Source organism: Pedobacter sp. 10L46_2 (assembly GCF_056395165.1).
This window is the reverse complement of the sequence record NZ_JBFTIZ010000130.1, coordinates 1-12,421: the sequence shown is the minus strand read 5'-3', so window position 1 is coordinate 12,421 and position 12,421 is coordinate 1. Positions and strand designations below refer to the sequence as shown.

At 35.5% G+C, this 12,421-nt stretch carries 15 protein-coding genes; 5 read left to right on the top strand and 10 right to left on the bottom strand.

The window, feature by feature from the left end:
- The 3 genes from AC1DDX_RS15010 to AC1DDX_RS15000 all read left to right on the top strand — a co-directional run.
- The coding region (locus tag AC1DDX_RS15010; protein ID WP_477622215.1) for a DinB/UmuC family translesion DNA polymerase at window positions 1–297 on the top strand (297 nt) is incomplete at its 5' end.
- Window positions 298–398: 101 nt separating this feature from the next.
- Window positions 399–977, top strand: coding sequence for a hypothetical protein (locus tag AC1DDX_RS15005; RefSeq protein ID WP_337716286.1), 579 nt, complete (start codon window positions 399–401; stop codon window positions 975–977).
- A gap of 1,091 nt (window positions 978–2,068) precedes the next feature.
- Window positions 2,069–2,302 carry a hypothetical protein gene (locus AC1DDX_RS15000; protein ID WP_337716288.1) on the top strand — a complete coding sequence of 78 codons (234 nt, stop codon included), beginning with the start codon at window positions 2,069–2,071 and terminating at the stop codon, window positions 2,300–2,302.
- A gap of 290 nt (window positions 2,303–2,592) precedes the next feature.
- Here AC1DDX_RS15000 and AC1DDX_RS14995 read toward each other — a convergent pair whose 3' ends face one another.
- The 5 genes from AC1DDX_RS14995 to AC1DDX_RS14975 all read right to left on the bottom strand — a co-directional run bounded on the left by AC1DDX_RS14995 (window position 2,593) and on the right by AC1DDX_RS14975 (window position 6,118).
- Entirely contained in the window at window positions 2,593–3,648 is a 1,056-nt protein-coding gene (locus AC1DDX_RS14995; RefSeq protein ID WP_172663032.1) for a patatin-like phospholipase family protein, read from the bottom strand.
- Window positions 3,649–3,936: 288 nt separating this feature from the next.
- Window positions 3,937–4,740 (bottom strand): helix-turn-helix domain-containing protein, encoded by an 804-nt coding sequence (locus AC1DDX_RS14990; RefSeq protein WP_288879387.1) that lies wholly within the window; start codon window positions 4,738–4,740, stop codon window positions 3,937–3,939.
- The gene (locus AC1DDX_RS14985; protein WP_172663034.1) at window positions 4,727–5,149 is read right to left on the bottom strand and encodes a VOC family protein; all 423 of its coding nucleotides are present in this window, start codon (window positions 5,147–5,149) and stop codon (window positions 4,727–4,729) included. The genes AC1DDX_RS14990 and AC1DDX_RS14985 overlap by 14 nt, the downstream gene beginning before the upstream one ends.
- 24 nt (window positions 5,150–5,173) lie before the next feature.
- Entirely contained in the window at window positions 5,174–5,557 is a 384-nt protein-coding gene (locus tag AC1DDX_RS14980; RefSeq protein WP_172663035.1) for a DoxX family membrane protein, read from the bottom strand.
- Window positions 5,558–5,623: 66 nt separating this feature from the next.
- A complete protein-coding gene (locus AC1DDX_RS14975; protein WP_172663036.1) occupies window positions 5,624–6,118 on the bottom strand; it encodes a DinB family protein in 495 nt (164 codons plus the stop codon).
- Window positions 6,119–6,311: 193 nt separating this feature from the next.
- Here AC1DDX_RS14975 and AC1DDX_RS14970 point away from each other — a divergent pair, with 193 nt between their 5' ends.
- Window positions 6,312–6,935 carry a phosphatase PAP2-related protein gene (locus tag AC1DDX_RS14970; RefSeq protein ID WP_337716292.1) on the top strand — a complete coding sequence of 208 codons (624 nt, stop codon included), beginning with the start codon at window positions 6,312–6,314 and terminating at the stop codon, window positions 6,933–6,935.
- Here AC1DDX_RS14970 and AC1DDX_RS14965 read toward each other — a convergent pair.
- Together AC1DDX_RS14965 and AC1DDX_RS14960 are read right to left on the bottom strand one after the other, a co-directional pair.
- Window positions 6,929–8,212: a M16 family metallopeptidase gene (locus AC1DDX_RS14965; protein WP_337716294.1), complete on the bottom strand. Its 1,284-nt coding sequence runs from the start codon at window positions 8,210–8,212 to the stop codon at window positions 6,929–6,931. The genes AC1DDX_RS14970 and AC1DDX_RS14965 overlap by 7 nt on opposite strands.
- A 13-nt stretch (window positions 8,213–8,225) precedes the next feature.
- The gene (locus AC1DDX_RS14960) at window positions 8,226–9,587 is read right to left on the bottom strand and encodes a M16 family metallopeptidase (RefSeq protein ID WP_172663039.1); all 1,362 of its coding nucleotides are present in this window, start codon (window positions 9,585–9,587) and stop codon (window positions 8,226–8,228) included.
- A 138-nt stretch (window positions 9,588–9,725) separates the two neighbouring features.
- Here AC1DDX_RS14960 and AC1DDX_RS14955 point away from each other — a divergent pair, with 138 nt between their 5' ends.
- On the top strand, window positions 9,726–10,694 hold the full coding sequence (locus AC1DDX_RS14955) for a phosphatidylinositol-specific phospholipase C (protein WP_172663040.1): 969 nt from the start codon (window positions 9,726–9,728) through the stop codon (window positions 10,692–10,694).
- A 49-nt stretch (window positions 10,695–10,743) separates the two neighbouring features.
- Here AC1DDX_RS14955 and AC1DDX_RS14950 read toward each other — a convergent pair whose 3' ends face one another.
- The 3 genes from AC1DDX_RS14950 to AC1DDX_RS14940 form a co-directional block, all read right to left on the bottom strand.
- Window positions 10,744–11,313, bottom strand: a complete 570-nt coding sequence (locus AC1DDX_RS14950) for a porin family protein (RefSeq protein ID WP_172663041.1) — start codon at window positions 11,311–11,313, stop codon at window positions 10,744–10,746.
- Between the two features lie 93 nt (window positions 11,314–11,406).
- Window positions 11,407–11,742, bottom strand: coding sequence for a cupin domain-containing protein (locus AC1DDX_RS14945; protein ID WP_288879390.1), 336 nt, complete (start codon window positions 11,740–11,742; stop codon window positions 11,407–11,409).
- Window positions 11,739–12,329 carry a GNAT family N-acetyltransferase gene (locus tag AC1DDX_RS14940; protein ID WP_337716296.1) on the bottom strand — a complete coding sequence of 197 codons (591 nt, stop codon included), beginning with the start codon at window positions 12,327–12,329 and terminating at the stop codon, window positions 11,739–11,741. The genes AC1DDX_RS14945 and AC1DDX_RS14940 overlap by 4 nt, the downstream gene beginning before the upstream one ends.
- Window positions 12,330–12,421: the final 92 nt, after the last annotated feature.

The following is a 12,421-nucleotide window of genomic DNA, read 5'->3' as shown; positions in this document are numbered from 1 at the left end:
GAATTAAGTAAACTAGCAGATAAACTTGCATTTCGTTTAAACAAGAATCAGCTTAAGGGAAGAACCATTACACTTAAACTAAAATATAGTGATTTTAAACAGATCACCAGGAATCAGTCCTTTCCTAATCCTGTTTCCGATTATCAAATCATAATAGCTACAGCCAAGCKTCTTCTTGAAAATATTGATTTAGTAGATAAAAAGGTAAGATTACTTGGTATATCACTTTCTAATTTCAATGAAATCCAGATTCCCCCCCGCTCCGGTGATCCATATCAACTTCAGCTATTCGACTAGCTAACTTAACTACCTATCAACCTCTTAAGTCCTAATTATACATTTCGTAAACAAAAAACTTCAAGATTTGTTAACTTATTATATAATTAAAAAATCGAGCTATGAAAAAATTAACTTTAACTCTTGTTTTATGTGTCACTGTGTTATTTGGAGCAACTGCTCAGATACAGAAGGGCAACGTAATGATTGGTGCCAATCTATCAAACATTTCTTTCGGATTGGACAAACCAAATGTATTTAGTTTAAAAATAAATCCAAAAGCCGCGTGGTTTGTTCAGGATGGTTTAGCACTTGGTGGCGACGTTTCTTTCGGTCTTGCAACAGCTAAAAATGCAGGTACTGATATTAGCTATGGCATTGGCGCTCTTGGACGCTATTACGGTGCTACCGGAGCTAATGAAGTGGCTAACAACTCCAGGTTCTTTGGTGAAGCTACTGTTGGTGTTTCAGGCGTAAATCCTTCAGTTGGTGGTTCAACAAATGGTTTAGGATTTAGCTTTGGTCCCGGTTGGACTTATTTTGTAACACCTAGTATTGGCTTAGAAGCATTACTTAAATACAATGGTGTTGTTGGCTTCGGAAGCAGTGCTTATGCACACAATCTGGGTCTTGCAGTAGGGTTCCAGATTTATCTGCCAGGAAAAGGCACTGCACGTAAAGTACAAAGAGATATGCAGTAATCATTACTTTTAATCTTTAAAAAAGGAAGGTGTATCACAATGATCGCCCTCCTTTTTTTTTACGTTATCCTCTTATTGTTATTTACGGCAACTAATCTTTGCGGTAATAATTCACTAAAAACCCGCTTTTTCCTTGGTCTCGGCTTAGGTACAGTTCGATTCAGGTATATTAACAACAGGTGTTTCACAGGTGTCTCACTCCTCTGCTGCAGGTCTGTGTCCCTGTTAAACAGGAGTTTAACTGAGGTGAGGTCTGAGTGTTAGTGAAGTGGATAAAAAACCTGAATTATAGAATAGCCATACCGTTTAAAAATAAACTAAGCTGCATTTGCTATGATCATGTAGTTTACATTGCCTCTGCGCTCCAATGTTATTACATAATCAGGGAATTCCACTTATCAGGTTATATGGAACCTGATAAGTGGAATTAGAGATATAAAATTTCTTAACGCAAAAAAGCGCAGACTGTTCGGCAACAGACCACCTACCATGTTCCAGCGAGAACCCTTTTTTGTTTCTGAACTCACCAAACTGTGGAGTTTCTCTACAACTTCAAAACCCAATAAAACACACAATCAACTGTAAATCAATTACATGCCAAAAACAAATGATTTAGGCACCATTATGTAGCCTAGTCTAAACATAACTAACAAGAATTTTTAACTGAAATTTTAAAATAAGTATTATGAAAAAGATCATCTTATCAGCAGCATTTTTAGCATTAGCAGGATTAACTACAGTAAAAGCAAGCGACATTAAAAACCCAGTTAGAGTTGCTGTTCAACAAGATTTGTAACTAATCCAGACAAATCTACATATTACCAAGTTGATGTTAAAAAAGAAACAGAAACTGGTTCTTTGAAAATTGACAAAGACGGAAAAATTATCCAATAATATAAAGAACCAAAAATCCCTAAAGTTTAATTAACATCCACAAAGCCAGAGCAATCTGGCTTTGTGGTAAAGTTTGGTTCTACATTACCTCCCCCTACATCTACCCTTTTATATTTATCATTTTGAAAAAGTGATGCTCTTTTCTAAAACAACATCACTTTTTCAAATGTTTCTATTGTACATCAAATCCAACGGCTATGAATAATCAAAATGGAAATGAGGAACAGGTCCCTAAGGAAATTGGTTCTAATTTGACCGGTACAGCTATTCATGCAAAACCTGGACACTTAAGAGATATTCCTATAGATAGGTATATTGAAGAACTCGAGAACAAAGACTTAACTGCCCCCAAAAAAAAGAAAATTCATTGGAACAGTACAAGATTAAAAAAAGAAAACAAGAGCATTCAAAATAAGGGATCAGAAAATTGACTTTGAATAACAAAAACGCACTTGATTAACAAACAAGTGCGTTTTTATATTTTGAAATTGAACAACTGCGTATTTTCACAGTTGATATCAGGTCATTTCTCAGTTAATTTTGAGTTGAATTAAAAAGTGATAAATAAAATTTAACACCATGTATCTCAAAAAAACAAAAAAATCATCTTTAACACGTTATACCATTAGTGTATTAAAAGTTTTGGCATTTATTTTATTTGTATTCTGTTTTTATCAGGCCTGTAAAATAACCACTCCTTAAATAGCCTTTCATTTAAGGGCTAGCGTGCAACTTTTATAAAATCCCAGGGCATTTTAGAAGTAGATTTTTTTTGTTCCTCTACAAGGAATTTAGCAATCTGGTTTAAAAAATTCTCATTTTCGCTTACAGTTTTATCTCCAAGAGCCACTAATTTTTCAATATTTGCCGGACTCGCAGCATCTAACCCTTCTTTAATACTTTCCAAACTACCCGGTTCTATCCTTACATAGTTCTTTTCTTTCCCTACTGAATGAAAAAGCTGTTGCAAAAAAAAGTCGCTTGTTTCGGCTACCCCACTCATCATAATATCTATTAAAGCGGGTACAATAGCCATTGCGCTACTCTTTTTAAAATGATCATAGTCATATGATCTTTTAGAGCGCCCTGTTCCTAAAGAGAGTAAATAAATGTCATTGATTCTGGTTTGATTAAATGCCTTTGTAACTTCTATTAAGCCACTTAACGCCGGATTTGTAGCAAACACCCCTCCATCAAGTAAAGGATATCTTACATTAGCTAAAGAGTGTATTTCAGCCACACTAAAATACGTTGGTGCTGCCGAAGTTGCCCTACAAACATCCTTTAAATAAAAATCCCTTACATCGCCACGCACTATGGCGTTCTGCTGTCTAAAAAAATGTGTTTTGCGCAGTTCTATATTATAAGCACTTATTATACAAGGCTTAATAAGCTGGCTAAGTTTTATTTTATCAAAATACTTCTTCAAAACCCCCTCAAAGATTTGGCTGTTATAGCGTTCTCCCGCTAAACCAAATTTTGCTCTTAAGCGCTTAAAGAAGCTCATTTTAAAAATCTCATTACCATGCTCCAGATATAGATCCAATGCTTCTTTAGCAGAAAATCTTGGTCGGGTTGGATGCTCATCCGATGGGCAAAGCAACAGACAGGTTAAAATACCTCCGGTACTCGTTCCTGCAAAAAAGTCAAAATAATCAACAATAGCGGCATCTGGATTTTTACTTTCTTTTTTTAATTTTTCCTCGAGCGCTACTAAAAGCATCCCTGGAATAATTCCTCTTATCCCGCCACCATCTATAGAAAGGATTTTCTTCATAATACATGTGGGTTACCGTAAATATACTTACTTATATTTTATTGCAAAATTCACCTGTGTATTTACACAGTTGTAAAAAAAATATCACATGCCTATGTTTGTAATAGCTATTTGGTTAAACAAATCTGCTAATCGTGCCGGCCTCTTTAGTACTTTGTTACCGGCACATAAGATTTAAAATGTAATTAATATAAAAATATCAATCACGTCTCTCAACGTCAATTACAAAATCACCTCCTATGAAAAAAATCAAAAGCCGGATACTTTTCCGGCTTTTGCTCTTTAAAATTAAAGATCCTGCGAAAGACCAGCGTGCCACTGAGACGGTGTGCAACCGTAAAAACGCTTAAATTCTTTAATGAAATGATTTTGATCAAAAAAATCGAATTTATAGACCAATTCCTGCCAGTTAACAGCATTATTCTCTGTAATAAAACTGTTGATGTTATTGAACCGTACAATCCTGCTAAAAGCTTTCGCACTAAATCCTACTTTTTCTCTAAACTGCACACCCAAATTAGTTTCAGACATTCCTACTTGCCGGCTAAGTTCTGCAATGCGAATAAGCCCTCTACTTTTCTGTATTTGGTCGCAAGCATACGCCACACTATTTACATTAATTTTTTCGGTATTAATTAACCGCTTAAGCAGCCAACTTTCTAATCTGGCAACAACTGCGGTTGGCATCTTTGCAACTTCCCTCAATTGTTCAGTTAAAATTTTAATTTCAGGAAAAAGAAGCTGTACATCCGTAGCTTCATTTGAGAAATAACGCTGCGGAATACCAAATAGTTTAAAAGCTCCATAAGGTTTAAAAATCACCATTATGAGTTCTTTTGGGTAAACATCGAAGCTTCGGCTATGGTCAAGTAAGCCCAAAAAACAAAGCGGATACTGATAAATCCTATCAACCCCCACCTCATGAAATAAATGTTGTTCATCAATCACGAAAGACATTTGTGTACTGGTAACCGGATAAATATTTAACGGAGCACCTGTATCACAAGAAAAGTTCATATCTAAATATAAGTAACCATCAATATACGGCTGGAGTGCCGGATGAGCCATAAAAAACTGATTATTTAAACTCATAATTTATCATCCATTGAATACCATATTTATCATTAAACATTCCAAAGAAAGAGCCCCAAAAAGACTTTTCAAGTGGCATAGTAATTACCCCACCAACGGATAAGCCGTTAAACAACCTAATCGCCTCTTCTTCAGTTTCAGCACTAATAGAAATATACGAATTATTACCAAGAGTTAATGATTGTCCTAAAGAGCTTAAAATATCTGTAGCCATGAGGATACTTGCTTTGCCAATTGGCAACGAAATGTGCATAATCTTTTCCTGATCCTCTATCGACATGATCTCACATTCCGGGATTTCTTTAAATCTTGTTAATACCAGGAATTCACCTCCAAATACCGATTTATAGAAGTTAAATGCTTCTTCTGCATCTCCATCAAAGTTTAAATATGAATTTAGAATTGCCATATCCAAGCATTTAGGCAATGTCGGTTAAAATGATTTTGCGACAAATAAGCTTTCGTAATTTTTACGGTGATACCATGCAAGAAATAAAACGCCAATTAGTAAAAATAAACCAGCTCCAATCCCCGAAGGATCAAGGGAACCATGAAACAAGACAATATTTATAACAATCGGAAATATAACAACATTAGCCAGTGTTACAAAACGCCCCGTGATAAAAGCAATTCCACAAATAAGTTCGGTTATCTTAATCAGATTCATTAAGTAACCAGTTGCATTTACGCCCAGCATAAATGTTTTAACATCCCCTTTAAGCTCGGGTTGTGGTACAAGATTAAAAAAATAGGATACTGAGGCAAATAAAAGTAATAACCCTATTAAAGTACGGACAATAATAACTGCAATTTTCATAGTTTTTAGTTTTTAGTTTATAGTTTGATTTTGGAATATGAATTTACTAAATTTATAATATTTTATTTAGTCGTATTTAATTGCCTCATAGCCTAATAGCCTACGCCATAATGCGATCTGACCAATACAATTTGCTTCACGATAAATAATGAATGCGATCAGCTCATAAGCAGTCATCTTTTCAAATCCCATATCAATCTCCTCGTTAAGTTTTTCATCAGTAACTTTTATTAATGCATCTCTTAATAGTGGACTTATCTTATCCCAATCTTCATTAAACTCACTTAATGGTGGGTAGGTAGCATTTTCAATTATTCCCTGATGATTTTCAAATAATTTATGGGCAGTCTGATTACCTGAAATACCCAACATATTTGCCAAATAATAGCGCTGCTCAACAAGGCTTCCAGCAAGCCACGAAACGTGATTAGCTTTAGTATTCAATCTGTTATGTGCGTCCCTTGTGGTGATTCCCAAAATGGCTTTCGAATAAAAACTGGTATGCATATCAAATAATACAAGAAGAGCATACATTCTTTCACTAGTTGTTTTGATTTCCATGATATTTACATTTTAATTTTTTAATGTTAATTTAGTGTAATCAGAATATAAATTCTGACTTTTACTGAGTATGTTTAACACTACGAACTTACTGCTATAATCTAACTATTAGAGAGGCAGTGTACGACAATATTAGGGGGTAATTGAGACATACTTTTTTACGATTAGAAATAAACAAAACTTAGATTAAATAATGCATTCTAGACAATTCTCCTGGCAAATTGCATGGGAATATCCACCATTTAGGCTCAAACTTATACTAGGAACAATTATACTTATCGGAATATTATTGTTTATTCCACAGTTTTTTCACCATATAGAATCAAGAGAAGGTACGGTATTAAATGATTGGTTATTGAAAAAAATACCAGCCATTGATGTTTCACTGTATATATTTATTATACTTTATGCAATAATTATCCTGTTTCTGGTACGGATGTCCAGAAACACTTCTATTTGCCTAACAGCATTATGGACATTCATATTCTTATGCATTGCCCGCATTTTATCTATTACATTAGTACCGCTTAACGCTCCTACCGGCATCATTGAATTGGCAGACCCATGTTCTATTCTTTTTTACAGATCAAATGTAATCACCAAAGACCTTTTCTTTTCAGGCCATACTGCTACTTTAATTATAGGTGGTTTGTGCATGCAAAGCAAAAGAGATAAGCTCATATCTTTTATTGCTGCGGTAATTGTTGGGGGACTTCTGCTTGTTCAGCATGTACATTATACAGCTGACGTTATAGCTGCACCATTCTTTAGCTGGATCTGTTGGTATCTTGGGAAAACCGTAGCTAAAACCTATTGAAAGGCCTGCTTACCCAATTGTTCGTCGCCCAGATATAGCCATATTACACCTTTTGCATATTTCGCAAATGCTTTACCTATATCTTCAAGGGTTACTTTATTGATGTTATCCAGCATGTCTTCTTCCATCTTATATCCTCCCAGCACCTCAGCTTCTCCAAGATCGTCAACAATAGAGCTTGAGCTTTCCTGATGCCTGTAATACCGTAAACGATGGTCTTTTTTAATTCCATCAAGAAACGATTGACTGTAGCGACCACTTCTAATACTATTATAAACTGCTACCATTGCCTGAAAAGATTTTTTTGGTTGTGTTGTACTCACATACATAGATGTGTACGGCATCTGTTGCATTTTAATAGTAGCACCCGGTGCGTAAGACAGGCCTTGTTTTACACGCAGCTCATAATGTAAATTTCCGCTTAAAGCATTTATAGCAAGCATAAAAGGAGCATAATCGGGGCTGCTCATCACTGGAGCATTCATTACGCCACTTATGTAATTTGTTGCCAACTCTCGCTGTTCTGTCAATAAATGTTCTCCCTCGATCATTTTTTGGTTGTATACAGGTGGTGTATAAGGTTTAGCGGCAATCCCTTTAAACGACTCCCTGATCTTTTTTTCGAGTGCTTCTTTAGTTATTTTACCTGCAACAACTAAAAACATTTTGCTTCTATTTAAAAGCTGATTATGGTAATAATTAGAAACACTATCGGCTGTAAATCCATTAACAGTTAAATCTTTACCCTTTGGCTCCGTACTGTATTGACTACCATTAAATATGGCCTGCATAGACATCTGTTCAATCCGTGATTCAGGAGATGCATGAAGCTGATAAATACCAGAAATTATTTTTTCTTTGGTAGACTGGAATTCCGTTTTATCAAAAATCGGATTCGCTACAGCATCTGAGAACAACCTCCAACCTTGTTCAAAATACTTTGAAATACAGTCCATACTAATCGTTCCATAATCAGTTTCAGAAGAACCTCCTATATTTATTCCATATTCATCTGCCAATTCCTTGTAATCATCAACACTATAATTTTTTGTACCACAAGATGCAGCAGCAGCCAAAGCAAGGTTCTCTATTCCCGCCTGCTCAGGTTTGTAATTCATCACCCCTCCTCTAAAATACATGCTCATGCTTATGGTTTCTTTTTGAGTGGGCCTTAAAATTACTTTTAAGCCATTCACATCAAACGACACAGCCTTGGTCTGGGATTTAGCCGAAAAAAGGAATAAAATAAAAATGAAGGCTAATATATATGGTTTCATCAGTTTAAATATTTTATTTGAAGAATTCTTGAGGTTTTACAGCGTCAACACTGCTTTTATTGATAATCATTCCGGCACAAAAGGGTTTACCTTTAATGTATTTCCTAACGTAATTAAGTAAATCTGCCCTAGTTATCTTATTCAGGTTTTCTTCATAATGAGTATAATAATCAACCGAAGCCGATGCCCACCAGAAAGAAAGCAAATGAGCATAATCTGAAGTTACTTCCCTACGTTCAACCTGAGATATAGAAAGTAATCGTTTTGCACGTTCTATTTGAACCTCCGAAAGATAATCCTCTTCATCCCACAAAGCAATCTGTTTTAGCACCTCCTCGTAGCATTCTTTAATTTTCGCAGGATTTGGACTTACCATAAAGCTAATAGGACCTGTATATTTCTGAGTATAATAATTTACACTTGCTTCTTGCGCTAGCCCCGAATTGATTAAAGCTTTCTTCAACTTTGATCCATTTTGGTTTACAATAAATGAAAATACATCTGCAGCATAAGTACCTGGTATATCATTGCGTGTGTCTGGTCCATGCCAACTAAAAAGCATATATGGAACAGGCATCTTGGTTGATTCTATGATATAATAATCATTTTTAGCAAGTGGTTTGAATTCCGGAATGGGCCACTTTTTAAAAGGATCAAAAGGCGATGCTTTCCAGCTTCCAAATATGTCTTCAGCACTGTTAAAAGCCTCGTCTACCTTTACATCGCCTGCAATTACCAATACAGAATTGTTTGGCCAGTAATACTTATTCTTTATAGAATCCATTTTTGATGGCGTGGCCGATAAAATCACATCATGATTTCCAATCACGTTCTTTCTCGAATAATTCTCTCCCCACATATGTTTCTTGTCGGCATCAATCAATGGATAAAGCGGACTCGACTCTTGCCTGGTAAACTCAGCATTTACAATTTCATTTTCCATTGCCATATCTTCCTTAATAAATATAGGATAGCGAATGGCAGAATTCATGAATTTTAAACCAGGTTTTAAATTTGCCGAAGGAAGGGTAAAATAATAATTTACAACCTCTTCTCTTGTGTTGGCATTTGAAGTAATTTCCAATTCATTACTTCTCTTATTGAAGCTCTCAAAATTTGGATAATCTTTATTCGCTTTAAAGAAGAGGTGTTCATAAAGGTGGCTTAATCCATTGTAATCATCAGACTCTGTAAATGACCCATTTCTGCATGCCATTTCAATCGTAGCAAGGGGAACAGTATTGTCTACAACTACTAATATTTCAAGCCCGTTCGGCAGCTTTCTGAAATACATATTTTCCGCTAGCTTCTGTTGCGAAAAAACAGAAATACAGCTCATTACGAGCACTACCGCAAGCAAAAGTTTAGAGCGCATATAGTTAAAATTGATATACCTAATTGTTTATACAAATACGTGTAAATCTTTTAATTTAACAAATAATTTTATGCCTTTTTCTCAATCTGATTTTTTCTTATATTGTAATTAATCAATTAACCAAATTAATCCCTAAGTATGAACAATTTTAAACTTCAATTTCCCCTAATTGTTGCGGGAATCCTTGCGTTCACTTCGTGCAAAAAGCAGGAACAAGAAAGATTACAATCTAAAGCCACACAGGAAACATCGGTAGCCCCTTCACTCTTATTAACTTACACCATGAGCAATTGGATGGGTTCCCTGCCAGATGCAACCAATGTAGCCCAGCTCTCTATCCCCGGAACACATGATTCCGGAGCAAGAACTGAACCAGTTGGCGGCACGGCTAAATGTCAGAATCTAAGCATTGCAGATCAGTTAACGGCCGGAGTCAGGTATCTAGATATCAGATGCAGACACATTGGCGATGCATTTGCTATCCATCACGGTTCAATCTATCAAAACTTAAACTTTAATGATGTGCTGAATGCGTGTATCGGTTTCCTGAATAGTAATCCAACTGAAACCATTATTATGAGTGTAAAAGAAGAATATGATCCTAGTAATAATACCAGAAGTTTTGAACAGACCTTTGATTCTTATGTAAACCAAAATCCTTCGAAATGGGATTTGGGCGATGGTGTTCCTACTTTAGGAGCTGTTCGTGGTAAAATAAAGCTACTAAGAAGATTTGGAGCTGGTACCACGAAGGGTATCGATGCTACCAACTGGGCAGACAACACCACTTTTAGTATTAACAATTCAGCAGCGAACCTTAAAATACAAGATTATTATAATGTAAGCGATGTAAATACCAAATGGTCGAACATTGAAACGCTTTTAAATGAGGCACATAATGATACTTCGAATAGGTTGTATCTGAATTATAGCAGCGGTTATAAAGCACTTATATTTGGTATCCCGAGCATAACTACCGTATCTAACTCGGTAAATCCTAAAATCAATACCTTCTTTACAAATAATACGCATGGAAAGTATGGCATTATTCCAATGGATTTTGTTGATGCAACCCGAAGTCAGTTAATAGTTAATACTAATTTTTAATGGAAGAGTCGTCATCCTGAATTTATTTCAGAATGACGACCCTACCTTTTTAAAATATCTTAAATCCTACTGAAAGGTTAAATATCCCGGTTTTTTCATCAAGACCTTTATTAATCTTTGTCAACCCTCTGCTATATCTGGCATCAATAGTCAAGCTACCTATATCAACACCGGCATTTACTACACCGCCGGCAGTAAACTTCTTATAATCAAACTCGGTTGGCCCTGCAGCTTTGTTTAAAGAATAGCTTAAATCCGGTCCAGCAGAAATTCTAAAATTCAATGCTTCCGTATTGATAAGCTTATAACCAACCATCAAAGGAATATTAACCTGTTTAAATTTAGGACTGTAAACTTTAGAATTGTAAGTATACTCACTTTTAAATGCAGTGTAATTTACCTCAGGTTGAAAATACAAAGCATCTCCAACCCTAGCAAAAACACCAATATTATAACCGGCTTTACCTTCCTTTTCTTTTACTTCTTTGAAACTCGTTGGAAGCGTTGCATAATTGATACCTGCTTTCAACCCAAAATTAACTCCTGATTGCTGCGCTTTTACCGAACCAATGCTTACCATGATTATTGCAATCATTAAATAGAACTTGTTTGTTTTCATACTTTCTGTGTTAGAATAATTTTTTAATTATTTGTGATTTGAAAGTATGACAACAGAAGTAACATTTACCCCCACGCGCCTCAAAAAATATTTTTAAAGAAAATCTTCCCGATGAGGTGTAAACGCATCAATTAGCATTCCTGCCTCCAAACAAACACAACCATGAATTACATGTGGTGGCACGTAATAACCATCTCCTTTTCTTATGATACGCACTTCTTCACCAATGGTCATCTCAAAAGCACCGCTATCTACATAAGTTACCTGAGTATGATGATGCTCATGCAAATCGCCTACAGCACCCACTTCAAATTTCGCTTTTACAAGCATAATCCGGTCATCATATCCAAAAACCTGTCTTTTAATTCCATTACCCAAATCCTCCCATGAGGTTTCGTTTTCTATCTGAAATAGGTTGCTTTGTATCATAATTTATCTTCAAGTTTTTGTCTTAATGTGTGTTCCCATTCTTTTTTTAACATGCTTAAAACAATCGTGTCTCTTCTGCTTCCGTCTAAACGGATAACACTACTTCTTAAAATACCTTCCACAGTACACCCAACACTCTTCATAGCAGCCACGCTTCTTACGTTAGTCGTATCTGCAGCAAATTCTACCCGTTCAAAGCCATTATTAAAAGCAAAATCAAACAGCAAATACTTACAGTGTTTGTTTAACCCTGTCCCATGAAATTGTTGCCCGTACCAGGTATAGCCCAGATTCAGATTATGCTGATTAAGCTTTATATCATAAAATCTCGATGATCCGGCGTAAGCATTTGTTCTTTTGTCAATAATAACAAATGGGTATTCCTTTTTAGCTTTTCTTCCTTCAATAGCCAATAGCAGATATTTTTTTAGATCTTCTTCAGTATCCCCTTTTTGTGTAGCAAAGCTCCATATATCAGGCTGATGAGCAAATTGGAGTAAACATTCTATATCACCTTCCTTTAAAGGTCTAAGAAGCGCGATTTCATCTTCTAAAACATGGTTTGCAGTAAAATCAAAGTCGATCATTTTATGCTTTTTATACGGGCTAAATATTGGCAAATGTATGAATTTGAGGATTGATTTTGATTGAATTATTAAGTCACACAAGGGTAATAGAA